General features: G+C 49.5%; 21 protein-coding genes, 1 tRNA gene and 1 pseudogene. 17 read left to right on the top strand and 6 right to left on the bottom strand.

Features of this window, described 5'->3' with window-relative positions:
• Positions 1 to 72 precede the first annotated feature (72 nt).
• Positions 73 to 726, top strand: a complete 654-nt coding sequence (ribB, locus tag AB5Z09_RS16975; RefSeq protein WP_139428348.1) for a 3,4-dihydroxy-2-butanone-4-phosphate synthase — start codon at positions 73 to 75, stop codon at positions 724 to 726.
• A 226-nt stretch (positions 727 to 952) separates the two neighbouring features.
• Positions 953 to 1195: an Lpp/OprI family alanine-zipper lipoprotein gene (locus AB5Z09_RS16980; protein WP_005334342.1), complete on the top strand. Its 243-nt coding sequence runs from the start codon at positions 953 to 955 to the stop codon at positions 1193 to 1195.
• A 156-nt stretch (positions 1196 to 1351) separates the two neighbouring features.
• Here AB5Z09_RS16980 and AB5Z09_RS16985 read toward each other — a convergent pair whose 3' ends face one another.
• Positions 1352 to 2200: a tetratricopeptide repeat protein gene (locus AB5Z09_RS16985; protein ID WP_236316187.1), complete on the bottom strand. Its 849-nt coding sequence runs from the start codon at positions 2198 to 2200 to the stop codon at positions 1352 to 1354.
• Complete coding sequence (locus tag AB5Z09_RS16990) at positions 2197 to 2919, bottom strand: 4'-phosphopantetheinyl transferase superfamily protein (protein ID WP_236316185.1); 723 nt, start codon at positions 2917 to 2919, stop codon at positions 2197 to 2199. The genes AB5Z09_RS16985 and AB5Z09_RS16990 overlap by 4 nt, the downstream gene beginning before the upstream one ends.
• A 275-nt stretch (positions 2920 to 3194) precedes the next feature.
• Here AB5Z09_RS16990 and AB5Z09_RS16995 point away from each other — a divergent pair, with 275 nt between their 5' ends.
• From AB5Z09_RS16995 to AB5Z09_RS17010, 4 genes are all read left to right on the top strand, one after another.
• Positions 3195 to 3683, top strand: a complete 489-nt coding sequence (locus AB5Z09_RS16995) for a C40 family peptidase (protein WP_005334331.1) — start codon at positions 3195 to 3197, stop codon at positions 3681 to 3683.
• A gap of 148 nt (positions 3684 to 3831) precedes the next feature.
• Complete coding sequence (rlmF, locus tag AB5Z09_RS17000; protein WP_139731119.1) at positions 3832 to 4803, top strand: 23S rRNA (adenine(1618)-N(6))-methyltransferase RlmF; 972 nt, start codon at positions 3832 to 3834, stop codon at positions 4801 to 4803.
• 245 nt (positions 4804 to 5048) lie between these two features.
• Complete coding sequence (locus tag AB5Z09_RS17005) at positions 5049 to 5774, top strand: MaoC family dehydratase (RefSeq protein WP_019445964.1); 726 nt, start codon at positions 5049 to 5051, stop codon at positions 5772 to 5774.
• Positions 5775 to 6019: 245 nt separating this feature from the next.
• Complete coding sequence (locus tag AB5Z09_RS17010; RefSeq protein ID WP_005353291.1) at positions 6020 to 7435, top strand: DASS family sodium-coupled anion symporter; 1416 nt, start codon at positions 6020 to 6022, stop codon at positions 7433 to 7435.
• A 116-nt stretch (positions 7436 to 7551) separates the two neighbouring features.
• Here the strand turns inward: AB5Z09_RS17010 and AB5Z09_RS17015 are convergent, their stop codons facing one another.
• On the bottom strand, positions 7552 to 8538 hold the full coding sequence (locus AB5Z09_RS17015) for a DUF481 domain-containing protein (RefSeq protein WP_139428353.1): 987 nt from the start codon (positions 8536 to 8538) through the stop codon (positions 7552 to 7554).
• A gap of 39 nt (positions 8539 to 8577) precedes the next feature.
• Positions 8578 to 9486: a L,D-transpeptidase family protein gene (locus AB5Z09_RS17020; RefSeq protein WP_368195798.1), complete on the bottom strand. Its 909-nt coding sequence runs from the start codon at positions 9484 to 9486 to the stop codon at positions 8578 to 8580.
• Between the two features lie 439 nt (positions 9487 to 9925).
• Here AB5Z09_RS17020 and AB5Z09_RS17025 point away from each other — a divergent pair.
• Positions 9926 to 10015: transfer RNA gene (locus AB5Z09_RS17025), tRNA-Ser, on the top strand.
• 320 nt (positions 10016 to 10335) lie between these two features.
• Here AB5Z09_RS17025 and AB5Z09_RS17030 read toward each other — a convergent pair.
• Both AB5Z09_RS17030 and AB5Z09_RS17035 read right to left on the bottom strand, forming a co-directional pair.
• Positions 10336 to 10779 carry a hypothetical protein gene (locus AB5Z09_RS17030; RefSeq protein WP_133249541.1) on the bottom strand — a complete coding sequence of 148 codons (444 nt, stop codon included), beginning with the start codon at positions 10777 to 10779 and terminating at the stop codon, positions 10336 to 10338.
• On the bottom strand, positions 10730 to 11377 hold the full coding sequence (locus AB5Z09_RS17035) for a transcriptional regulator (RefSeq protein WP_368195794.1): 648 nt from the start codon (positions 11375 to 11377) through the stop codon (positions 10730 to 10732). The genes AB5Z09_RS17030 and AB5Z09_RS17035 overlap by 50 nt, the downstream gene beginning before the upstream one ends.
• A 971-nt stretch (positions 11378 to 12348) precedes the next feature.
• On the opposite strand from AB5Z09_RS17035, the gene AB5Z09_RS17040 reads away from it, so the two are divergent.
• The 10 genes and pseudogenes from AB5Z09_RS17040 to AB5Z09_RS17085 all read left to right on the top strand — a co-directional run.
• Complete coding sequence (locus tag AB5Z09_RS17040) at positions 12349 to 13134, top strand: ABC transporter permease (RefSeq protein ID WP_159157252.1); 786 nt, start codon at positions 12349 to 12351, stop codon at positions 13132 to 13134.
• A 3-nt stretch (positions 13135 to 13137) separates the two neighbouring features.
• The gene (locus AB5Z09_RS17045; protein WP_159157251.1) at positions 13138 to 13788 is read left to right on the top strand and encodes an ABC transporter ATP-binding protein; all 651 of its coding nucleotides are present in this window, start codon (positions 13138 to 13140) and stop codon (positions 13786 to 13788) included.
• 93 nt (positions 13789 to 13881) lie between these two features.
• The gene (locus tag AB5Z09_RS17050) at positions 13882 to 15075 is read left to right on the top strand and encodes a sugar transporter (RefSeq protein WP_159157250.1); all 1194 of its coding nucleotides are present in this window, start codon (positions 13882 to 13884) and stop codon (positions 15073 to 15075) included.
• Between the two features lie 211 nt (positions 15076 to 15286).
• On the top strand, positions 15287 to 16876 hold the full coding sequence (locus AB5Z09_RS17055) for a polysaccharide biosynthesis/export family protein (protein WP_201298864.1): 1590 nt from the start codon (positions 15287 to 15289) through the stop codon (positions 16874 to 16876).
• Positions 16876 to 18039, top strand: coding sequence for a hypothetical protein (locus AB5Z09_RS17060; RefSeq protein ID WP_368195795.1), 1164 nt, complete (start codon positions 16876 to 16878; stop codon positions 18037 to 18039). The genes AB5Z09_RS17055 and AB5Z09_RS17060 overlap by 1 nt, the downstream gene beginning before the upstream one ends.
• 21 nt (positions 18040 to 18060) lie before the next feature.
• On the top strand, positions 18061 to 19338 hold the full coding sequence (locus AB5Z09_RS17065; protein ID WP_159157248.1) for a nucleotide sugar dehydrogenase: 1278 nt from the start codon (positions 18061 to 18063) through the stop codon (positions 19336 to 19338).
• A 54-nt stretch (positions 19339 to 19392) separates the two neighbouring features.
• The gene (locus tag AB5Z09_RS17070; protein WP_368195796.1) at positions 19393 to 22110 is read left to right on the top strand and encodes a glycosyltransferase family 2 protein; all 2718 of its coding nucleotides are present in this window, start codon (positions 19393 to 19395) and stop codon (positions 22108 to 22110) included.
• A 46-nt stretch (positions 22111 to 22156) separates the two neighbouring features.
• Complete coding sequence (locus tag AB5Z09_RS17075; protein ID WP_159157246.1) at positions 22157 to 22948, top strand: prolyl oligopeptidase family serine peptidase; 792 nt, start codon at positions 22157 to 22159, stop codon at positions 22946 to 22948.
• A gap of 138 nt (positions 22949 to 23086) precedes the next feature.
• Entirely contained in the window at positions 23087 to 23875 is a 789-nt protein-coding gene (locus AB5Z09_RS17080; protein WP_368195797.1) for a galactosyltransferase-related protein, read from the top strand.
• An 86-nt stretch (positions 23876 to 23961) separates the two neighbouring features.
• Positions 23962 to 24117: pseudogene (locus tag AB5Z09_RS17085) on the top strand (IS4 family transposase); the annotation flags it as partial.

A 24117-nucleotide genomic window follows, 5' to 3' on the forward strand; every position in this document is an offset into this window, starting at 1 on the left:
CCGCTGCATGCCCGTCTCTGTCTGCCTTTCCATGCCCTGATTCTGGTCCTTGTCTTGTTTAGGAGTTTTACCATGAATCAGTCTCTACTCAGTGAATTCGGTGATCCCGTTGCCCGTGTCGAAACGGCGCTGTCTGCCTTGCGTGCCGGAGGCGGCGTGCTGGTGGCCGACGATGAAGATCGGGAGAACGAGGGCGACCTCATTTTCGCCGCCGAATCCATGACCAATGAACAGATGGCGCTGATGATCCGCGAGTGCTCCGGCATCGTCTGCCTCTGCCTGCCCGACGAGCGGGTTCGCCAGCTCGAACTGCCGATGATGGTGGAGGCCAACTCCAGCCACTACCAGACCGCCTTTACCGTGACCATCGAAGCGGCGCAGGGGGTCACGACCGGTGTCTCGGCGGCTGATCGCATCACCACTATCCGTGCAGCCATCGCAGACGGCGCCAAACCGGGTGATCTGCACCGCCCGGGTCATGTTTTCCCGCTGCGTGCGCGAACCGGTGGGGTGCTTACCCGCCGTGGTCATACCGAAGCGACGGTCGATCTGATGCAGCTGGCTGGCCTCAAACCGTTTGGTGTGTTGTGTGAATTGACCAAAGAAGATGGCTCGATGGCGCGTCTGCCAGACTTGGTTGCGTTCGGTCGCAAGCACCAGATGCCGGTGCTGACCATCGAGGATCTGGTGCAATATCGTCAATTGTTGTCAGAACGTACAGCCTGAGCCTCATACGAAATTGTAATAAGGCAAAAATTTGGTTAACCTTTGTCCGTGCCCCCACCACACGGCACTCATTTTTTAGACGAATCTGGACAAAAACTGTTCATTCAAAAAAAAATGAGGGTTTTAATGCATTTATCTGTGGTGGGGACTATGCAAAGTAGGATTTTTTTGTGCCATAATCACGCCGCTTGCTAAACGTCTGGCGAGTTCAAGGGAGCTTTAAAAAATGAAAAAATTGTTGTTGGTAGGTGTTGTTGGTCTGTCCGCTCTGCTGGGCGGTTGTGCAAACACCAGCGAACTGGAAACTTCCGTTCAGAATCTGTCTAACAAAGTTGACCAACTGGCTCAAGATGTTAGCGCAGTTCGTGCTGATCAGTCCAAAATCGCTGCTGATGTTGCCGAAGCCAAGCAAGAAGCTATGCGTGCTAACCAGCGCATCGACAACATGGCTACTTCCTACAAGAAGTAATCCATGCGAAAAAAATGGCGCAGTTTTGCGCCATTTTTTTTTGCCTGAAATTCACCGTATCTCCACTATTCCCACAGCACCTTTTTCGTACTTGACCCATGAGGTCATGCCGGTCTCCCGGCACTCCCCCATCATTACCAGCCAGTTCGATTCCGATCAGTAGAGCAGACTATAGAGTTTGCGACGGTAGCTCTGTGCCGCCGGTGTGCTGCCCATGGTCGCCAGAATATCGAGATAGGTCTTTCTGGCATCGCCGAATGCCAAATCCCGCTTGAGGATCTCCAGCAGCAGTCCCAACGCCTCTTCCTGACGGCCTGCCTGGTTGTATTGCACCGCCAGATCCTGAGTCAGGGCAAAATCATCAGGCTGTTCTGCATGGCGGGCTTCCAGCGCGCGCAGCTCCGGGCTGTCTGCCGCTTGCAGGGCCAGCGCCAGTCGTGAGCTCAGGGTATGGAAGTGGCCATCCTGCGCCGCCATCGGGATGGTGCCGAGGCGCTCCTGCGCTTCATCCAGCAGGTTGAGGTCGAGGGCAGCTTGAATGAGCCACAGGCTGATGTCGTGACGTTCAGGAGCCAGCTGGTGTGCCTTGGTCAGATGGGCATAGGCGATGCTGGGCTGCTCGTCAGCCAGCGCCTGTTGTCCCTTGGCCAGCAACTCTTCCTCTTCTTTGGGGGCGAAGGCGGAGAAATACTGGCGCAGGGTGGCTTCATCCTGCGGCCCTTCGATGATCCCCTGTTCGTCAGGGCGACCCTGATGGAACAGCACCAATGCGGGCAGGGCGCGCAGGCCGAGCTGGCTGGCCAGCGGTTGCAGTTGGGGATCGTTCATATCCACCTTGGCCAGGGTGACCTGCTCATTGGCGGGCCCAACCAGTGATTCGATCAGCGGTGTCATCCCCTGGCACTCCGGCATCTGCGGAGCATGGAAATAGATGACGACCGGCTTCTTCATGGACGCATCGATAAGTTCAGCGTGAAAATTCTGGGGAGTAATGTCGACGATCATGAGTTGGACTCTTCAGAAAGGGTGTTGAGTAACATGGGGTTAAGCGAGTGGCAATTCAAGCGCTCATCCAGCCGGTAAAAGGTCACGGGGGCTGCCGTCGCCGCGAGACTGAACCAGCCGCTGGCAAAGGGCCAATCCTGTACCTGATAAGGGGTGTCATCGAGTCGGTTGTCGAGTCGCCATCCTTCCTCCGGGAGAAACCGTACCTTCTCCAGTCCCGCCGCTATGCCGCCACCGTGGGCTTTCAGTACCGCCTCCTTGCGCGACCAGAGCCGGTAGAAGGCACTCTCCTGCTCTTGGGCAGGCAGTGCGCAGAGCCACTCATATTCACTCTGTGCATAAAACCGGCGGGCCAGGGGGAGGGGATGATGCCGCCGTTTGCCCAGTTCGATATCCACCCCAAGCGGCCCATGCGGGCAGAGCGCCAACACCAGCCAGCTGCCACTGTGGCTCAGATTGAACTGCCAAGCATCATCATGCAGTCGGGGCTTGCCGTGGGGGCCGTTGCAAAATTGCAGACTGGCGGCAGGTTGTTGCAGCCGCTCAGCCAATAGCTGGCGCAGCAGGGCGCGGCTCACCAGATATTCCTGACGCCGTTCAGGATGGGTCATGGCTTGCCAGATATGCTGCTCATCGGTTGACAGCCATTCAGGCAATTGAGCAAGCAGTTCCTGGCATACCCTGGCCGGTTTTAACAAAAAAAGATCGGTTTCGATCATGATTTTTCACTTTAAAAAGGTGCTGAAGCAGGGATAAAAGCCAGTTATCTATGAGGCTCAAGGCTCTTTTTGCGATTGTATATTGTTTGGGCATGATCACATTAATTATGAAAAATCGTGCATTTCCTTGCAAAAATGTGAGCTTGATAGGGATTTTCACTTGCCTCGATAGAATTCTTGGATATAGTCGGGTGCTGTTGCCTTATAAATTGCCCTTTGGGGCCGTATTTTAACAAGATTTACTATTTAGCGGGGATAAAGGATTGCGCCACCTGATGCTACTGCTGGTCGCGCTCGGAATGGTGGGTTGTGCCTCGGCACCCCAACCCGAGGTCGCGAGCAAGATCGAAGTTTCCATGGTTGAACCTGTCATCGAACCGGAAGCTTCCCAGACACCCGATGTGAATGAAATCCTGACTGTATATAAAGAGTGGCGTGGTGTTCCGTACCGTATGGGTGGCAGCAGCCAGCGCGGTATCGACTGTTCCGCCTTTGCCCGTGAAGTGTTCCGCAATGCCGTCGGTATCGAATTACCCCGCGATACCCGCTCCCAAGTCCATGAAGGGACGCGCGTTTCCAAGCAGGATCTGGTCGAGGGTGACCTGGTCTTCTTCAAAATCAATCGTCGTCTCAACCACGTTGGTATCTATGTCGGCAATGGTGAATTCATCCACGCCTCGACTCGCGCCGGTGTGACACGCTCCAAGCTGGATAGCCAATATTGGCGCAACAAGTTCTGGCAAGCTCGCCGGATCGATATCTGAGTCAGGCTGGACAAACGGCTCGCAGTACGGACTGTTTTTCCAACCTCACTTGAACCGGGCTCGATAGCCCGGTTTTTTATTGCCCTCGTTTAGACTTTCCCGAGTCAAATCACTATAGTGTGGGCCCGTTTTCTTCGGCAGGCTCAGCATGAAACCCCGCATCCCATCAGCCGGTGGCCCCAAGTCGGGCGACCGCAAATCCGGACTTCACTCCCGTAATCGCCATCAGGCGGGTTACGACTTTGAGGCGCTCTGCCTGCGAACTCCCGAATTGGCCGCTCATGTCTTTATCAATGACTACGGCACCCGCACCATCGATTTTGCCGATCCCGATGCAGTGAAGACTCTCAATCGCGCCCTGCTGGCCCATCACTACGGGATTGCCCACTGGGACTTGCCTGCCGGTTACCTCTGCCCGCCTATCCCGGGACGGGTGGACTACCTGCACTGGGCGGCCGACCTGCTGGCCGAGAGCTCAGGCCAGCTCCCTACCGGCAAGGGGGTGAGGGTGCTGGATATCGGGGTGGGGGCAAACTGCATCTATCCGTTGCTGGGTGCCCGCGAATATGGCTGGCGTTTTGTTGGATCGGATATCGATCCGGTCTCGGTCAAGGCGGCCACCCTGCTAGCCAGGAGCAACGGACTCGGCAACCAGATTGAGTGTCGTTTGCAGGGTAACCCCAACCATGTGTTTCGCGGCATCATAGGGCCGAAGGAGCGCTTCGCTCTGACGCTGTGCAATCCGCCGTTCCATGCGTCGCTGGAAGAAGCGAGCAAGGGGACGGAGCGCAAGCTGCGCAATCTGGGCAAGGAGGTGACAGGCGCTCCTGTGCTCAACTTCGGCGGCCAGAAGGCCGAGCTCTGGTGCGAAGGGGGCGAGGCGGCGTTTCTGGCCAACATGATTGCCCAGAGCAAGGAGTTTGCCACTCAGTGCCTCTGGTTCAGCTCGCTGGTGTCGAAAAAAGAGAACCTGTCGGGGGCGAAAAAGGCGTTGAGCCGGGTGGGTGCGCGTCAGGTACGGGTGATCGACATGGCGCAGGGCAACAAGGTGAGCCGGATCCTCGCCTGGTCCTTTCTGGATGAGGAGGGATTGCGTTGCGGCTGGTCGAGCGCGCGCTGAGTCCCCACCACAAGGCCCGATGAGGGCCTTTTTTCATGATGAGCCCCGCGAATTTCCCCTGCTGGCGGCATCTTTGGCAATCGATTTCCTCATTGGCAGATCGTGCTGGTTTACATGGTGTAAGTAGTTACTTCCGCCTTGGTACAGGTGTACGCCGAGATTTTTTTGCACTTACAGCTGAAACTTTAATAAAATAGGACTGGTTAGACCTCTTTACAGGCATTGAATCAAATAGGGATCGGTAGATGAAAGTTGTCGATTTTCTGAAGCGCAAGCGCGAAATTCTGGCGCAGCACCCCTTTGAGCTCAAGGATTGGCTCTCTCCGGCGATCCGCGACTACTGGCGTGAGTTTCAGCAAAAGGCACATCTTCACCCTTTGCTGGGTCGTGTGCTGGACTTGCAAGCCGAGTCCCAGAGCGAGCAGCAACAGGATGCAGCAACCGTGGCACAAGTAGCCAACGGTCAGCCTGCCGTGGCTCAGGAACCCGCAGTTGAGCTGGGGGCCGAGGCGGCCGAGCTTTATGCCGCCCTGCAGGCCCGCATTGGTGAAGAGACCCATGTCGGCGAGTGGCTGCACGTCAGCCAGCAGATGATCGATCAGTTTGCTGCCGTGACCGGGGATCACCAGTGGATCCACACCGATCCGGAGCGTGCGGCCGCCGAGTCCCCCTTCAAGACCACCATCGCTCACGGCTTCCTGACCCTGGCGCTGCTGCCGCAGTTGACCGGCTCGGTCGACGAGGCCACCCCCGAGTTTCCGACCGCCCGCATGGTGGTGAACTTCGGGCTGGATCAGGTGCGTTTCCCATACCCCATCAAGGTGGACAGCAACATCCGCGCCCGCACCAAGCTGGCCCGGGTCACCCCCATCAAGGGCGGATTGGAGTTGCTCAAAGAGATCAAGGTTGAGATCGAAGGGATCCGCCGCCCGGGTTGCGTCATCGAGTCGGTGACCCGCATCTACTTCTGAGCCCCCTCATCGGCATGAATGGTGAAACGGGCCCGCTGTCGTGTGCAACGAACAGCGGGCCCGTTTTTTTGCCTGTTTGTTGCAAGGGTTGAGGCGTCAGCCATAGCGCGCCGACCCCAGCTTGATATGACTCACAAAACGGTGCGCCGTGCAGTTAGCCAGCTCTCATTTTGGCGAGATAGCCGCGTGAGGCGATAGCATGTTATGCCACTATTGGCTTCTTACTCCCGATCCTGGAGACAATAGTGCCCATCAATAACAAGATTATTCTGCCACTGCTGCTGAGCCTCACCATCCTGCTGATCCCGACCCACTGGATCCCGCTGGAGGGGATCACCGTCATCGAGCAGCGGGTCGTGGCCATTTTCGTGCTGGCCGCCCTCTGCTGGATCCTGGAGCCCATCCCTATCTTTGCTACCTCGGTGCTGATCATCGTGCTGGAGCTGCTGCTGCTCTCCGACAAGGGGCTCTGGTTCATGACTGCCGACAAGGCAGAGCCGGGCTTTGGTGAGCTGCTCAAGTCCACCGAGGTGATGGCGACCTTTGCCTCGCCGGTTATCATGCTGTTTCTCGGCGGTTTTTTCCTCGCCATTGCGGCGACCAAATACCATCTGGACGTCAATCTGGCGCGGGTGCTGCTGCGCCCGTTCGGTCAGGACCCCCGGATCGTCATGCTGGGGCTGATGTTGATCACCGCCACCTTCTCCATGTTTATGAGCAATACCGCCACCACCGCCATGATGCTGGCCATCCTTACCCCGGTGCTGGCTGCGTTCCCCGACAAGGACCCGGCCAAAATCGGCTTTGTGCTGGCCATTCCGCTGGCGGCCAACCTCGGCGGGATCGGCACTCCCATCGGCACTCCGCCCAACGCAGTGGCCCTCAAATACCTGACCGGCGAGCATGCCATCTCGTTCGGTCAGTGGATGGGATTTGCGGTGCCCTTTGTGGTATTGCTGTTGCTGCTTGGCTGGTTTCTGCTGGGGCGCTTCTTCCCGAGCACCCTCAAGCGGATGGATCTCAAGATTGAGGGGCGCTTTATGCAGACCCCTCGCGCCTGGGTGGTCTACCTCACCTTTATCACCACCATAGTGCTCTGGCTGCTGGGGGATCTGCACGGCATGAGCTCCTACGTGGTCGCCATGATCCCGGTAGCGGTGTTCCTGACCACCGGCATCATCACCAAGGACGATCTGCACAAGATCTCCCTCGACGTGCTCTGGCTGGTCTCGGGCGGTATCGCGCTGGGGCTGGCGCTGGAGGACTCCGGGTTGGCCGAGCGGCTCATCACCCATATTCCGTTCCACGAATACTCCACGCTGGCGGTGCTGGTCGGCGCCTGTCTGCTGGCAGTGGTGATGGCCAACTTTATGTCCAATACCGCAACCGCCAATCTGCTGCTGCCACTGGTGGCGGCACTGGCGGTCAGCATGCCGGAGCTGGCCGAGTGGGGCGGCAGTCATACCCTGATCCTGGCGGTTACCATCTCGGTCTCGCTTGGAATGTCGCTGCCCATCAGTACCCCGCCCAATGCGCTAGCCCACGCCACCGGTCTGGTGGAGAGTCACCAGATGGTGCGCATCGGCGTCATCATGGGGCTGGTCGGTACCCTGTTGGCGATGGTATGGATCTACCAGATTGCCGCTTGGGGGCTGATCTGAGCCTACGGCCGGTTTCTCATCTGTTGCCTGCTCCATCATCGGAGAAGTGCCATGGCAGGTGATGACCAAAACAGAAAGAGGAGCCAACTTGGCTCCTCTTTCTGTTTGCAGTTGACTCAGAAACTGGCGCCCAGATTGAGCAGGTGCCTGAATTCGGTCTCTTTGTACTTTTGCTCGAGACCGACGAAATGTACTTCGCCATCTTCCCACTCCATCTCGCTCGACCAGGAGAGGCGCAGGTGGTCGTTGAAGTAGTAGCGCAGGCCCACGCTGCCGGTCACATCTCGATTCAGAGTGATATAGGGTGAGGGTTGATCCAGATAGAGCAGATAGCGCCCCTGACTGAACAGCTCCAGTTTTTCCCGCCATATCGGGATGGGTTGGCGATAATCCCAGTTCATGCTGGCAAAGGGGTAGTCGATGATTCGGTTGCCTTTGAAGAGCAACCCAATCCCGCTCTCTTCTCTGAAGTAGGCCTTGCGCAGACCCCCTTGTGCTACGAACTCCAGCCGACGGCGCTTCTCGTTCCAGAAGCGGTAACCCGGCCCGGTACCATAGTCGAGGCTGAGGTAGTTGCTTTCCAGCATGTCATATTCGGCATTGAGCGAGCTGCGCACAAACCACTGCTGATCGAAAAAGTAGTCAATGGTCGGGTTCAGTTTGTAGTCGTGGTTATCGGTGACGCTGTCAGACGTTTCGTAGGAGTACTCTCCGGAGAAGCTGTAGCGCCAGTCCAGATTGGCCAACTCGGTCTTGCCCTTGAAGTTGACGTTGTTGGTGTGCTTGTCCTTGTGTTTGAGCTTGATGTTGAGATCGCCACTACCGGTCCAGAGCCAGGCCTTGCGTTCATCCTGCTCATCCTTGAACAGGGTGAATCCACCTTTGGCGGTCGCCTTGGGTTTATCCTGATGCTCTAGTCGCCAGCGCTTGATGGCATCTCGCTTGACGGTAACGGCACCGGTATAGGGCAAAGAGATGCGTACCGACTCATCGCCAATCTCTTCGATGGTACCGGTCAGACGATCGCCATTGTTCATCCAGAGGATGTCCTTGGCCCACAAGGAGTGACAGGCCAACAGGAGCAGGAGGGGCAGGAATTTCATGAGGTAAGGTGACTCCGGTGCGACTCGGGCGCTGGTGACTTAGCCACTGACAAGTTGGCTGCTGATGGTGCGGGGCAGGCCGTTTTTGCTCTCCAGCGCCGCCGTCACCTCATCCTGCATCACGTCAGGTGCACTGATAAAGCTCTCTATGGCCGGAGATAGCACCAGTGGGGCGCCATTTTCAAGCTCATCTTCGGTGCGGGAGAGCGGGGAGTGTACCTCCAGCCAGCGCCGACCATCCGGTTCGATGGCCACCTTGACCGGTTGATTGATGACCCGTACCGGCGTGCCGATCGGCACAATCTTGAACAGGGCCTCGATATCGTCAGGTCGCAGCCGGATGCAGCCTGCACTTACCCGCAGGCCAACGCCAAAATCCTTGTTGGTGCCGTGGATCAGGTAGTCGCGCTTGCCATAGCCAAGGCGCATGGCGAACTTGCCAAGGGGATTCTCCGGGCCGGGGGGCACTACGGCGGGCAGGGTGATCCCTTTTTGCTCCAGCCAGGATTTGCGCACCATGGGGCCGGGCACCCAGGTCGGGTTGGGATTCTTCTCGATGACCGTCGTGGTCATCTCGGGTGTTTCGCGGCCGATATCGCCAATCCCGATGGGCAGCACGATGACCTCGCTCTTCCCTTTGGGGAAGTAGTAGAGACGCAGTTCGGGCAGATTGATGACGATCCCCTCGCGAGGCACATCAGGCAGCAGCATCTGGGTGGGAAGCGTCAAGCGGGTACCCGGCTTGGGTAAATAGGGATCTACACCCGGATTTGCCTCAAGCAGTGCCAAAAATCCAATTTGCGTATTTTTGCCAACCAGCTCCAGATGTTCATTCTGTTGGATAATGTAATCCTCCAGCTCACCGATGAGGCGACTCCCGGCAGGTGGCAGCGGGTAGCGTTTGGCCTCTGCCGGCGCGGCGCAAAGCAGGATGGCTGCCAGCAGCATGGAAAGGGCAGGCGTTATGGAGAGGGGCATGAGTTTTGGCAATTGCATAAGGAGATCCATCAGTTCAATCGGGGCGGAACATCATCAACACAGCCGCCAGAATGGCGCGATTGTTCCTCAATCAGCCCATGATTACCAGCTTGCTGCGCACCCGCAATGATGTGGGGATACATAGGAAACCTGCCAAAATCGGCATCACCCATAAATTTGAGCGCCAAGCAGGAAAAATAGACGCCTGATGGCAATGGGGGAATATCACGACGTGGATAATGGCTGGGTGTGCGAGCGGGTGGATACAGGGCCATACAAGAGTGGCCTCGCAACGTAAGCCGTGCGTAAAGCAATGTGAGCCTGCTCTCAGATATCTGATTCAGCCATTTGATATATAAGAAATTTTTGTTGCATCCTCGGCCCAGCTTGGGTAAAACTCTCTCCCCACGGAGAGATGCCGGAGTGGCCGAACGGGATTGACTCGAAATCAATTGTGGCAGCAATGCCACCCAGGGTTCGAATCCCTGTCTCTCCGCCACATACCAAGCCCAACCTATTGAATAGGTTGGGCTTTTTCATTATTTTACTTTTGCTGATGTACCATTCAATATGCCATCGGGTATTGACTGGCATAGAACATCACTGAACAGCGTTGGACATTTTTTCATTCCAGCTCTTAGTGAAAATTCCTCTATTTTGCGTTCGAGGTTGGTCAGCTTGGACTATTCCAGTGGATGGGAACCAGACACCTCTTTGGCGTGATCTTCCCGAGGATAACTCATGCCTGTTAGGGGGTTAAATGAGGCCTTTTATGCTGCAAGAGTTTGAACCACTGTGAATTCGATTTGGATCGTTTGGTTACCAGAGAGACTGCTTACCGAGCGTTTTGACCTTCTGCAGGCGGTAGTAGGGATAGGTCATGACAATCCAATCTTCCTTATCTTTATGAATGATCTTGGCAATATAGAGAAAGTCGTTGTGCATCACCGAATACACATTGCTATGGAGATCCTGATGTGGTGTTGTTCGAGTCACTCTATTTGCAATGAAAATGACAGTATCACCACGTTTCCCTAACAAGCCTTCATGTTTAAGCACTTCACCCGTGGCCTTGTCATGTACAACGCTCTTGGCATAACCAAACTTGCAGGTTGAGTAAAATGAGAAATCATCACGCTCATATTGTTGCTGATAATCACATCCGAGCCCATTGATAAATGGCGTTGCAGAATAAACTAGCAATAGAGTGAAACTAATCCATTTTATGGATTTGAAGCTGACCCAATTCTTTATCATATCCATAGAGGTAAGTTCCTTCAGATTCACCAACGGTTTGCTCGATTTTTGTTATTTCATCATCACTGAGCTCTGAATAGCCACAGAGATTTGCATTGTTGATCTTATTGCAGCTTATTGGCGTGTCGAGGGTGGTAATGAATAACGACCATAATGCAACAAGCGTGAACGCGCTGTAAAAAATAACATTAACAAAAGTGGAGCCTAATTTATGGAGCTTGTATTGATGGCTAAAAATCGATTTTTCTATTTCAAAAGAAGTATCTTGGTCAACGGCAGGGCTATCTATGGATATGTCAGACTCAATGTTATCATTGGCGTTCAAGACAGAGTGAAATATATATCCTCGCCGATGACGCGTTTCAATTATGGGACCATCGGTAATTTCTGCTAACGCTTTTCTGATGTTTTTTATGGCGACGGTCAACGAATTTTGCTGTACAACCTTGCTGGGCCAGCCAGCCTCCATCAACGCCTCTTTGGATACCAGTACGTCTGGCTGATCCATCAAACATTGCAAAACCAGTATTTCACTACTGCTCAATTGTGCTGTTGTCGAGCCATTAACAAGTAGCTCACCACTATTTATGTTTAGCGAAATCATATCTCAATGTCACCAAGTATCAGATCATTCAACTTTAGAATAGTGGGCGTGTTTAAAATCAAGTTGATATTGTACATTATTTGTTAGCAATACTGCAATCAACATTCCATGATCACGTCTGTATATCAAGTTGTACGCCTGTAGAGAGCTCCATGTTTGGCGATATGTTGTTTGCAGTAGGGGATTGAAAATCGTGAAGAAAAGCATGCGCGATGATTCTCATTGAACATTAAGCCTTCAACAGATACCAAACCGCGATATAGGTCTGCAGACAGCTTCTGGAGGGTATCCAGCACTACGGAGTTTTGGGAGTCTATCTATATCAGCTGTGGGTGTGCCTGAGTGGTTAATGAATGCCATTTGTAGGGGGCGGCGCAGCAAGCATTGTATCTGTTGTTGAGAATAAATTTCAACGACTGCGCAAATGTGGCTTGATAATGCTCAAATTGCCGTCTTTATAGGTAGTTTTTTCACTTTTCACAGAAAAATCATCCTTTTTTCACTCAATTGTCATGGTTTCGAGTGGAAACAAACATGTCGTGTGGATATATTTTCTCTCGCCGTTTTCAAGCCTCTTAGACAGCATCAATAGGGTTGGAAATGGCGGCAAGTAGCCAGTTGGTGAGCAAAGGTAAATCGGAAGTTTATTTATAAAGTAAACTCCGGCATCCCGCGCAACCAGAGAAGGGATAACTCAAATCGCGCCATTGCCTCTTTGTCTGATATGAATCGGCAGAGTGGCGGCCGTTTTTTTGCATGGATGCCCACCGGAATATGTCATTTCCGTGCGGTAGCTATGGCAAGAGAAAATTGGATTAAAGCTTATTGTCGGGAATGTGTCATTTCCGTGCGGTAGCCATGGTATTTTACTAGCAGTCGACAGCCTGGCGTACAAACGATAGTGCTAGGTCGCTTATTCAAACTTAATGCCACATCTTTATCTATTACCAGAGGTGTTCAATCAAAGCGCAATGTTGATACAAAGACGCAGTCCTGCTGTGGTATTAAAAGATGTCACCTTCGGATTATTGATGAGGGAGCTGAAGACCCGTTTTGGCAATTATCGCATGGGATATGCCTGGGCCTTGCTGGACCCATTAATTACCATCTCCGTATTCTGTGTCATATTTGGTCTCAGGCAGCGTAATGGTTTCGGTGGGGTTGAAGCGCCGGTGTTTATTGCCAGCGGTTATTTACCCTTTTTGATGTTTAGGAGTACTGCGAATCGCCTAATTTCGGCGGTCAGTGCCAATAAAGGACTATTTTGCTATCGCCAGGTCACTGTCTTTGCCACCCTGTTCTCCCGATTTGTACTGGAGTCCATTATAGGGATATTGGTGGCTATTGTATTAATCCTGATTCTGGTCTGGTCTGGTTTTGATGCGATACCCGATGACCCGCTGGCGGTGATCATGGGGTATGGCACCCTGATGATCTTCTCATTTGGCCTCGGTACTCTGCTCTGCATTGTGAGCAGTCTTTCAGCCGAAGTGGACAAATTAATTCCGATCTTGATGCGTCCTCTACTCTGGATATCGGCAGTCTTTTTCCCGCTGGCGGCGGTACCGCAAAATTATCAGCATCTGCTGCTCTGGAATCCGATCGTGCATGCGCTCGAATTGATACGCAGTGGCTGGATTGCCGGTTTTCAAACTCAGGGGGGAAGTTGGAATTATCTGCTCGGAACCACCTTGATAATTCTGGCGTTTGCGATGAGTGCCTATCGCTTGAGCCACCCTCGACTGATTGCAAGTTAAAAAATGATAACCCTCGAAAATGTCAGCAAATATTACCCCACCAAATTTGGGCGTAATTATGTCTTGAAGGATGTGAACTTCACTCTGCCGGGAGATAAAAATATCGGCATTCTGGGTGCCAACGGGGCGGGTAAATCCACCCTGTTGCGCCTGCTTGGCGGCATGGATATGCCAAGCCGGGGCAAGATCACCCGCCACAGTCGGGTCTCCTGGCCGCTGGCGCTGAGCGGTGGATTTCAGGGCAGCATGACGGGTCGTGAAAATACCCGTTTTATCTGCCGGATCCATGGCATTCACGACACGCGCCGGGTCGAGGAGTGGGTCAAGGGCTTTTCCGAGATAGGCCAGCACTTCGAATTGCCTATCCGGGGTTACTCGAGCGGGATGAAATCCAAATTCTCGTTTGCGGTCAGTATGGCGTTTGATTTTGATATCTATCTGACCGACGAGATCACCTCGGTAGGGGATGCCAGGTTCAAGCAAAAGTGCATCGATGTCTTCAACCAGAAGCGAGAAACGGCGAGCCTCATCATGGTCTCCCACGATATGAATACCCTGCGCAAGCAGTGTGACATGGGGATTGTCCTGAACAATGCCAGCCTGACCCTCTACCCAGATATAGAAGAGGCCATCGCGGTCTATAAAAACCTGTAATTACAGCTCTCACATTTATTTTTCAATCACTTGCCACGATGCCATTTCGGTTCGCGCGATGCGGGCCGATTGCCATCATCACTCCGGATAGTCATGAACACCAGCACCCTTAAGACGCATATCGGTCGCAAGCTGCGCAAATTCAGGCGCGACCCCAAACGCTTCCTTATCGATTCAAAGGGATATCGGGCTGCCCGTTTCTCATGGAAAAAGGCCATCAGGCTGGGCAGCTTTCTCTGGGTCTTGCTCTGCTTTGGCGTGGCGACCCTCTATTACGTTGCCGTCGCCAGTGATCGCTATGTCAGCGAAGCGAGCATCATCGTCAAGCAGGCCGATCAGCTCAAGATGATGCCGGATGCCCTCTCCATGCTGGGGCTGGGGGGTAGCAATCATCAGGATGTGCAGGTGCTGCATGCCTATCTGGGCTCATGGGACATGCTGCAGCGGCTCGACAAGGCGCTCGACCTCAAGGGGCACTATCAGAGTGGTCACGCTGATTGGCTTTCACGACTCCCGCGGGATGCCAGCAATGAAGAGTTTCTCGCCTACTACCGTGACCATCTCACCCTCACTCTCGACGAGCTGTCGGGGATCCTGACCATCCGGCTACAGGCATTCGAGCCAGAGTATGCCCGCGAGGTGGTGGCCCTGATGCTGAAAGAGGGGGAGGGCTTTATCAATCGGCTGGGTCATCAGGTCGCCCTTGAACAGCTCACCTTTGTAGAAAGCGAGGTAGCCCGTTCCCACGAACGGTTACAGGCCGAGCGGGACAAGATGCTGGCGTTCCAGAATCGCCACAAGCTGATGAGCCCGGAGGCAACCAGCAGCGCCATGCTGGGGTTGGTGTCCGAGCTGGAGGCCGAGTTGGTGCGTCAGGATACCGAGCTCAAACGGCTGCAAATCTACATGAACCCCAAGGCACCTGATGTGGTGGCGGCCAAAGACCGGGTGGAAGCACTGACCCGCCAGTTGGCACAAGAGAAGCGGCGGCTGACCAGCAACGACGAACAGTCGCTTAACGAGGTCAATGCAGATTATCAGGCGGTGCAGGTGCAGACCCAGCTGGCGGCCGACATCTACAAAACTGGGCTGGTCAGTCTGGAGCAGGCTCGGGTCGAAGCCTATCGCAAGCTCAAGCACCTGCTGGTGGTAAGCACGCCAAGTGCCGCACAGGAGGCGCAATACCCGCGTCGCCTCTACAGCCTCGCCACCATTGGCGTGTTGCTCTGCCTCTTCTACGGCCTGGTGGTGATGGGGCTCGCCACCCTGCGCGAACATCAGGATTGATGCCCAGTGCCACCCGCCAGTGCGGGTGGCTACACCAATTGATACTCATCCTTTTCAATACCCGATGGCGCAATGTATAAACTTGCGCCCGCAGGAGTTTACCTTGATTTCAACCTTGCTCTCTCGAACCCGTTACCCCGGCCGCAACCGGCGGTTAACGTCCATCCACTTTACTATCCGCGCCGCCTCGCTGGCGCTCGTCACTGCGCTGATTATCCCTCCTGCTTACGGGTTGGGCGTCGCCCAAGAGGCAGCGCCGGTGCGCAAGGTGGTGAGCGACACTCAGACTCGCGATCCCGTCTTTGGCAACTGGCTGTTTCGCGGCGAGTTTGCCCGTGAATCATTCAACGGGTTCAACCCCGATTACCGCATCGCCATCGGCGACAAGCTGCAGGTGCAACTGTGGGGCGGGGTCGAGTTTGATCAGAGCCTGCTGGTCGATCACCAGGGCAATATCTTTCTGCCCAAGGTCGGGCCGGTCAAGGTGGCCGGGGTGCGCAACGAGCAGCTCAATGACACCTTGCTTGGCGCCATCACCCGCGTCTATCAGAAGAACGTCAGCGTCTACGCCACCCTCGATGTAAGCCAACCGGTCAAGATCTTCGTCACCGGCTTTGTCAATCAACCCGGCCTCTATGCCGGTCAATCGGGGGATTCCATCCTCTATTTTCTCGACAAGGCGGGTGGCATCTCCCCCGAGCGGGGCAGCTATCTGGATGTAGCGCTCAAGCGCGGTGGCAAGACCCTGCGCAATTTCAACCTCTACCAGTTTTTGCTAAACGGCAATCTGCAGCCGACCCAGCTGCGCGATGGCGATACCCTGGTGGTGGCGCCGCTGCGCTATCAGAGCACGGTGCGCGGCAAGGTGGCCAATGCCAACAAGTTTGAGATGGCCACTCCCCATATGACCCTGGCCGAGCTGCTGCAACTGGCCAGACCCGATGCCGATGCCACCCATATCCGGGTCAGCCGCAATCAGGGGGAAGATATCCGGATGGATAACTATCCCCTCAGCGATGCAGCTACTCTGGCCAGGGTAATGGTCAGCAGCGGCGATACAGTAGAGGCTATCGCCGACAAGCGCTATGCCTCCATCGCGGTGCGCATTGAGGGGGAGCACGATAGCGAACAGGAGGTGGTGCTGCGCTACGGCGCGCGGTTGGGCGAAGTGCTCAACGGCCTGAAGTTGACCCGCGATGCCGATATCAGCGCCATCCAGCTCTATCGCGATTCGGTCAAGGTACGCCAGAAAGAGATGCTGGGCTCCTCCCTCAAGGCCTTTGAAGCGAGCATTCTTACCGCCCGCTCTGCCTCCGATGGTGAAGCGAGCTTGCGCAAGAGCGAGGCGGATCTGCTGATGCAGTGGGTTGCGCGGGCCAAAGAGATCGAGCCGAGCGGTCAGGTGGTGCTGGCCAACGCCCCCAACCTGGAAGAGGTACGTCTTGAGCCCGGCGACATCATCCGCATTCCGCGCCAGACCAATCTGGTGATGGTGCACGGAGATGTAATGTTCCCGAACGCCATTCTGGCGGATCAGAAACGCACCGTTGCTGACTATATCAATTTGGCCGGCGGCTTTACCCAGAAGGCGAGCAACTCGCGTATCCTGTTGCTGCATCGCGACGGCACCTTTAGCCAGATAGAGAAGGGGGAACTGGACGATAGCGATATTCGCGTCACCCCGGGCGACGAGATCTTTGTCTTGCCGCAAGTCGAAACCAAATCGCTGCAAATTACTAAAGACTTTACCAGCGTGCTTTACCAGATCGCCGTGTCGGCGGGTGTGCTGGTAGCTCTGTGATGGCTGAGGGAAAACAGAAGTTATTCAATAAAGAGCTAAAAACCTCATTTGAGGTAGACGGTGATAGTGTTTATGTTTGCCAAGCCAATGTTTATAACACTGAGTTATACAGCTCACTGCAATTAATTGCGGATTCAAATTCTGGAAAAAAAATATTTAAGAGGAATATAGTTGAGAACGGACTATTGAAAACGGTTTTTTTTACAGAAAGAAATGACTCGGTTGTGAATTTATCTGTGGTTTTAAAGAGTCGAAATGCAGGAGTCCACTTAGCAGAAGTTATTCGTGACTTGGATGTGGTTAGAGTGGGAATGCAGCGAAGCGATAAGTTAAAAACAGTTGGAAATAGTATTTGTGTATCTATTGCAACGTATCCTGCTCGAAAGAAGTCGTTAATGGATACAATAGAATCTTTAATTAGGCAGGTAGATTATCTCTTGCTGTATTTAAATGAGTATACCTGCATTCCTGATGAAATCAGTAATCATGCATTTAGAGAAAAGATTGTATGTGTTATTGATGAAGATGGTGCTAGGCGAGCTGAAGGTAAGTTTCATTGGATGCATCGGATTGATGGTTTTTATTTGCCGTGTGATGATGACATTATATATCCCGCTGACTATATCGTAAAGACTATACAGGCTATTGAGTTATCTGGCAGAAAGGCCGTCGTTGGCTATCATGGGGTCGTATTTAATGACTCTGTAGCAAGTTTTAAAGGGGATAGAAAGTTTTTCTATAAATTTACAGAAGAACTCAGAGGGAATAAAAAATGTCATTTGTTGGGCACAGGTGTGCTGGGGTTTCATACTGAACTTTTTAAAGAGATAGATACTCACCTTTTACATAAATATCCATTTGCGGTAGATCCTGCTTTCGCGGTTATATGTAAAAGTAACAATATAGACATGCTTTGCATAGGTCATGATGAAAACTGGCTGAGATCATCACCATATATGAATTATGGTTTGCATGAAGAAAAACAAGCATTCCCAGAAAAAAAGAAGGCTGTGGACCAATTATTGCAAAAAAACAATCCTTGGGGCGGTGGATTATGTTCAGTTTTAATAGCAATAATAAAGCGACATCCTAAGTTAAGAAAGTTAATAAACAATCCTATTGAATTTATAAGAGACTCAATTTTTTTGAGGCTTTTTCATTAAAGAAAGAGAGTGAGTGATAATATGTTTGACATGAAAAATACAAAAATAGCAGTCATCGGTCTTGGTTATGTTGGCTTGCCTCTAGCCGTAGAGTTTGGAAAAAAAATATCAACAGTCGGGTTTGATATTAATGCTAAAAGAGTGAGTGAGTTACAGGAGTTCATTGACCATACATTAGAGGTCACCACTGAGGAACTAAAAAACTCAGAGTATTTAGATGTCACTAATGTTCTAGATGATATTCGAGATTGTAATGTATACATAGTAACTGTACCTACACCAGTAACAGAATATAAAACACCAGATATGGAGCCGGTGAAGGCTGCTAGCCGTATGCTGGGAAAAGTAGTTAAGAAAGGTGACATAATTATCTATGAAAGCACCGTTTACCCTGGTGCAACTGAAGAAGATGCACTTCCTGAAGTTGAGGCTGTTTCGGGCTTGAAATTTAATAAAGACTTCTTCGCTGGTTACAGTCCCGAGCGAATCAATCCTGGTGATAAAATTAACACAGTTACTACCATTCAGAAGATCACTTCAGGTTCTACACCTGAGGTCGCACAGTTTGTTGATGACCTTTATAACTTGATCATTACGGCTGGAACGCATAAAGCCTCATCAATCAAAGTAGCAGAAGCCGCAAAAGTTATAGAGAATACACAAAGAGATGTGAACATTGCATTGGTCAATGAGCTCGCTCTTATCTTCGATCGTTTGGGTATTGACACCAAGGATGTGATTGAGGCTGCAGGAACAAAATGGAATTTTATTAAAATGCAACCTGGTCTTGTTGGTGGGCATTGTATTGGTGTAGATCCATATTATCTTGCACATAAAGCAGAACAGAATGGCTATTACCCCCAAGTCATCCTGTCAGGTCGCAGAATTAATGAGGGGATGTCCTCCCATATTGCTAATAAAGTCGTCCGCTTGATGAATGGAAAGCACATTCATGTCGTGGGGTCTCGAATTTTGGTTATGGGGTTTACCTTTAAAGAAAATTGTCCCGATGTGAGAAATACGCAAGTAGAAAAACTAATTAAAGAACTGGAAGCGCATAATGCAACCGTGGATGTATATGATCCATGGGCCAACACTCATGAGTGTTGGGAGGAATATGGTCGGGAAATTGTCAAGACACCAGCAGTTAATGCATATGATGCGATTATTTTCGCCGTAGGCCATGATCGTTTTGTTCAAGGCTATGATAAAAAAGTAGATATGTTTGCCAAACAAAATAGGGTGATCTTTGATGTAAAGGGTGTCTTGCCAATACATCAAATTGATGGTCGCCTATAATATAAATATCAAGCCCCTTTATCTAGGGGCTCTTAAATCATAATGGCAATTTAAGTGAAACGTAATTTTTTAGCTAATTTTAAATCATTAAGGCAGGCAAGCCGATTAAAAAATAATATTGTAAGCGAAGGTGTCAAAGGGAATTACCAATTAGTACATGGTTTAATCCAAGAGATAGGAAAAAATGACCTTCATGCTAATGAGGCTATACGCTCAGTACTTTATTCGGTTGCCGTTGTACGAGTACTCAATGAGGCCCGGGATTATTTTCATCAACAAGGTGAAAGTGATAAAGCTTATAAATGTTTTATCTACTCGCTTGGGTTGAGAAATAGACAAAGAGAAAATATTGATTCAGAAATTTCTAGGTGTATTGATAAATGGCAGCCCGAGAAGATTTTATTCCTTGCGGAGAAAGGGTATGATGCATATAAACATACACGTTATCTAGCAATACAGGCATTAATGCACCTGTATCAGCAGAGTGAGCCTTTTGAAAAATTATCTGAAACCAATAAAAAACTAGTCAATTATTATCTGCAGACAGGGAGGTTAAAAGGTCTTTACCTTTTCTATTTAAAGGAAAAACTGTACCATAGTCACGATTCTTACGGAATTATTTTCATAGCTCTAATAAAAGGATTGAAAGATCCATTGCTTAATAGTTTGATTGTCAAGTTTTTGCATCAATACTATTCTAAGAATAGGTTTTTATCAACCAGTTATGTTGGTTTATACCTCGCAACTTTGGTGGAGGGTGGGCGTTCATCGGATGACATGCTAGCAGTAAGCTATTTATTCAAAGTGATTGCTAGTTTGCCAGAGGGAGATGAGAAGGCGTTATTAATAGCACTAAAGGATGCAAATTCAGGTGCTACATTAGATGAAATTTCAAAAAGCTTCTTCAAGCTTAAAAAAGCATCAAGTAGATATTACTTTATTCGATTGATGTCTGGAGTCAACAAAGATAATATTGTTCGGCATTTCGCTAAAAATGCATGCACATGGAAAGGCCCCGCTTTTATTGCCAAGCTATTCAAGCTGTTATTTGACTGCCAATACTATGGGCTGATTATTGAAGTTTTTCATAAACTACAAGAAGATAATCGCCAACATCCTCAAGTTTTTATATTTTATGTTAGCTCGCTTAGAAATACAGGAAAATACAAGCAGGCTAAAGAATTACTCCAGTCTGCACCTTCTCAAATACCTGAGTTGATGGTTTTATCTCAGGAGTATTATCTCAGTAAAAAGGAAAAAGACTTGAGAAAAGCATTGCAGCTTGCCTGCAAAGTATATGATCTTCAGTCTGAGAAAAATAAGCCGCGCTGGGCATTTTCAATTGTAGAGCTTATGTGTGCAGAAGGTGACTTTGAATCGGCATATAAATATGTTACTAGTCACCCGAAATATGCTAAAGAACTTATGCCACTGATCCATTTTAAAGAGGGAACTCTTACAGTTATTGAAAATGAAATAATTTCAAGACTGACGGCTGGAGAGCAATGTGACGATCTTTACTACTATCTTTCCTATCTTTACTGTGAGCGGAAAAATTATTATAGAGCAGTTGAATATATTAATGAAGCTGTGAAGCTAAAAGTTAGTCGCCGAAATTCCTTGCATTATATTCTATTGAAATCTGTGGTGGAAAAAGATTATCAAGCTTGTTTGTCATTTATCCGCAATAACCAACTAGATTCTGATATTTTATTTGCCAAGTATTATGCGTACTCTTTAATCCAGCTTGGTGCTTTCGTGGAGGCTGATAATTATCTTAGCTTGAGAGAAGGTGTATTTAATAATACACAAAAAAATGCTATTGAGAGAAAGCTGTTGCTGGCAAATTCTGCTCGCTTAGCTGGTAATCATAAAGTTTCATTTGAACTATTTTCTAGTATCTTTCCTGAAGATCAACGTTGCTTTACCTGTGCTGACAATACTAATTATTCATATGCTGTGATGAACCTGAGGTCAACTGCATCTATCATCTATGATGATTTACAACCTATGATCTCGGTGATCATGACAAATTATGGATGGTCTAACTATACATCGGTGGCTATACAGTCAATATTAGACCAAACACACAGTAATTTTGAATTGATCATTGTGGATGATCATAGTGAAAAAAATGCGTATAGAAAGTTGGCTAAGTTTATAAGGGGAAAAAAAGACAAAAGAATTAAAATTGTCAGATTGAAAAAAAATTCAGGTACATATAGAGCTAAAAATACTGGATTATCTATTTCACGAGGAAAGTATATTACTTTTCAGGATTCTGATGATTGGTCACATCCCATGCGTCTACAAGTACAATTAGAAAAATTATTATCTGTAAACGCTCTTGCTTTAGTTGTAAATTGTTGCCGAATTGATAGTGGCAGTCTGGTTAGTTTACATAAAATAAACCTTCTGCGCGAAGGACCCATTACACTGTTTTACAAGAGACTTGTGCTTGATTCTCTTGGGTACTTTGATTCAGTTAGAACCTCCGCGGATAGTGAATTTATTTCACGTATTGAAAGTTATTATGGGCCGGATTCAATATATCATATTGAAACCCCATATTACATTGCTAGCTTTCATGATCGCTCATTGACTTCTTATGGTCCTTTAAGTTTAGACCCTATATTGGGGGTAGTGGGCGCAAGGAAAGAATACTCCTTAAAGTATAAGGAGTGGCACAAAAATAATTGTAATGGTGATCTATACATGGACTTTCCACTGAATGAGAGGAAATTTCCAACTCCTCTACAACTATCACTATAATCATATTTCATATAATGAAAGTAATTAGTATTTAGGTGGTGTGATTTTGCTTTCAGTTACATTTGATAATTTAACTAGTGGTCATAATAATGCAGTAATTTGCGAAAATATTGAAGGGGTTACGTTTGAGGCATATTTTGTAAAGAAAGATAGCAATAAGCTTGTTATATTTTTCCCAGGCGCAATAGATCGCACAAAGATATCACCACCAATTTATCATCGATGGTCATGGCATGACAAAATACATGCAAATACTTTGTTTGTGAATGATCCGACTTTATATTTGTCAGATGAATTAAGAATTGGGTGGCTGTTAGGTGAAAAAAACATTAACTATACAGAACTGATGTGCTCATTCATTAATGCGTGTATATCAAGAATGTTTATAGGGGTCGATGAGGTTGTTTTTTATGGTTCCAGTGCCGGTGGATTTATGGCTTTGCAGGTTGCTGCAAATTTCCCCAATGCTAAAGTTTTAGTAAATAATTGTCAGACTAACGTTCTTAAATACTATAAATCTCACGTTGATGATCTGATTCAGACATGTTTTTCAGATATGTCTGAATCAGATATTGAAAGTTTACATGGTGAAAGAGTTGATTTAGTTAAAAGATTTAAAAATAAAAAGATTCCTCGAAAAATAATTTATATGCAAAATACAGCAGATGTTTTTCATATGATTAATCATTGCCTACCATTCATAAGTGCATTAAAAAATGAGCAGTTAGATGTTGAGTCATCATTTATTTTAGACTTGTACCGTAATGATGAAAATGGACATGGGCCTATCTCGCAAGAGTTAACTATTTCTAAGTTGAATGCTTTTTTACAGGAATAGTAATTTATATTAACCATATTGAATGTTGCTTGTGTGGAATATTTTTCATCTAATGAAATGTTATATGATCTCATAAGGACTTTTGTTTTTAATATATGTCTAGGATAGAGGGGTTAATATGTTTGTGATACTTGAAAAGTGAATGAGGTTCGTCTTGTCATTCCATTTCATCTCCAAAATAGAGTAAATGGTTGGGGGGCTGGAGGGCTTATTAGATTAGAGTCCTGTTTATTACACATATCATTTTCTTTGGGTTTGGAAACTTATGTTGTAGCAAATGAAAAATATTTTTTATCAAAAAAAATTGACGCAACAGTAATTAATAGTTCTCAAATGTGCTCAACCTATTCACCCGGATTAGATCGTAATTGTGCTGTTGCTCATAGTTGTGTACGGACAATTTTCTTTATTGACGCTGACTTATTGATAGCCCCAATTTTAAGAGATCAGCTAGTTATACGTAGCGGCCATTTACCAACGCGCTGCGCTTTTGAAATGTATCCCTGCCTCTATCTGACCAAGGAAGAGACGGAACGTTTTAATGGGGATTTTCAGGGCTGTCTAGAGTCGTTTCTGCGCGGTGAAAACCACCGGGTTGAGGGGATTGCCCTGGCCAGCAGTTGCTTGCTGATAAACCGTGAGTGGTTTTTGCAACTGGGGGGATTTGATGAACAGTTTGTCGGCCACGGCGGCGAAGATTTGGAACTGATAGACCGGCTCACCCGCCATTACCCCATTGGGCCAAGGCCGGATGACTATGCCCTCAATATCAAGGCCCAGCATCCGGGGGATTATCAGGGATTTCGCCGCTATTTCAGCTATTACGCATTGCCCCATCTCTTTGCTGGCCGATTTCTGGTGCATCAATGGCATCCGCGTCCGTTAACTCACCCTTACCATCGGCGACGGGCCGGTAACGATCCTTAACCATCCCCTCATATGAGCGAGGCGTGGCGCGGCTTCTGAGGTATGATCGCCATCCTTGACCAGCTAATACCCAACAGACTATCCCCATGTTTAACCACGAACTAATCCTCAACCACATCGACGATATATTTGGACAGGACATGCATGCTAAGCGTGTTCTTTCCCTCGCCAATGCTACCCTCGGGGTTATCGAGTCAGGTTCACTGGCCATCCACGCCATCGGTAGTGGCCTCTCCTTGGCC

The organism is Aeromonas sp. R2-2 (assembly GCF_040908355.1).
Classification (GTDB): Bacteria; Pseudomonadota; Gammaproteobacteria; order Enterobacterales; family Aeromonadaceae; genus Aeromonas; species Aeromonas veronii.

What these genes read in the sequence shown, in the direction of transcription:
- AB5Z09_RS17015 (WP_139428353.1), bottom strand. Translation starts at nt 8,538, where the DNA reads ATGAAATTCCTGCCCCTCCTGCTCCTGTTGGCCTGTCACTCCTTGTGG.
- AB5Z09_RS17020 (WP_368195798.1), bottom strand. Translation starts at nt 9,486, where the DNA reads ATGCTGCTGGCAGCCATCCTGCTTTGCGCCGCGCCGGCAGAGGCCAAA.
- AB5Z09_RS17050 (WP_159157250.1), top strand. Translation starts at nt 13,882, where the DNA reads ATGAACACCAGCACCCTTAAGACGCATATCGGTCGCAAGCTGCGCAAA.
- AB5Z09_RS16990 (WP_236316185.1), bottom strand. Translation starts at nt 2,919, where the DNA reads ATGATCGAAACCGATCTTTTTTTGTTAAAACCGGCCAGGGTATGCCAG.
- AB5Z09_RS16995 (WP_005334331.1), top strand. Translation starts at nt 3,195, where the DNA reads ATGCTACTGCTGGTCGCGCTCGGAATGGTGGGTTGTGCCTCGGCACCC.
- AB5Z09_RS17060 (WP_368195795.1), top strand. Translation starts at nt 16,876, where the DNA reads ATGGCTGAGGGAAAACAGAAGTTATTCAATAAAGAGCTAAAAACCTCA.
- AB5Z09_RS17005 (WP_019445964.1), top strand. Translation starts at nt 5,049, where the DNA reads ATGAAAGTTGTCGATTTTCTGAAGCGCAAGCGCGAAATTCTGGCGCAG.
- ribB (WP_139428348.1), top strand. Translation starts at nt 73, where the DNA reads ATGAATCAGTCTCTACTCAGTGAATTCGGTGATCCCGTTGCCCGTGTC.
- rlmF (WP_139731119.1), top strand. Translation starts at nt 3,832, where the DNA reads ATGAAACCCCGCATCCCATCAGCCGGTGGCCCCAAGTCGGGCGACCGC.
- AB5Z09_RS17040 (WP_159157252.1), top strand. Translation starts at nt 12,349, where the DNA reads ATGTTGATACAAAGACGCAGTCCTGCTGTGGTATTAAAAGATGTCACC.
- AB5Z09_RS17030 (WP_133249541.1), bottom strand. Translation starts at nt 10,779, where the DNA reads ATGGATATGATAAAGAATTGGGTCAGCTTCAAATCCATAAAATGGATT.
- AB5Z09_RS17045 (WP_159157251.1), top strand. Translation starts at nt 13,138, where the DNA reads ATGATAACCCTCGAAAATGTCAGCAAATATTACCCCACCAAATTTGGG.
- AB5Z09_RS16980 (WP_005334342.1), top strand. Translation starts at nt 953, where the DNA reads ATGAAAAAATTGTTGTTGGTAGGTGTTGTTGGTCTGTCCGCTCTGCTG.
- AB5Z09_RS17035 (WP_368195794.1), bottom strand. Translation starts at nt 11,377, where the DNA reads ATGATTTCGCTAAACATAAATAGTGGTGAGCTACTTGTTAATGGCTCG.
- AB5Z09_RS17065 (WP_159157248.1), top strand. Translation starts at nt 18,061, where the DNA reads ATGTTTGACATGAAAAATACAAAAATAGCAGTCATCGGTCTTGGTTAT.
- AB5Z09_RS16985 (WP_236316187.1), bottom strand. Translation starts at nt 2,200, where the DNA reads ATGATCGTCGACATTACTCCCCAGAATTTTCACGCTGAACTTATCGAT.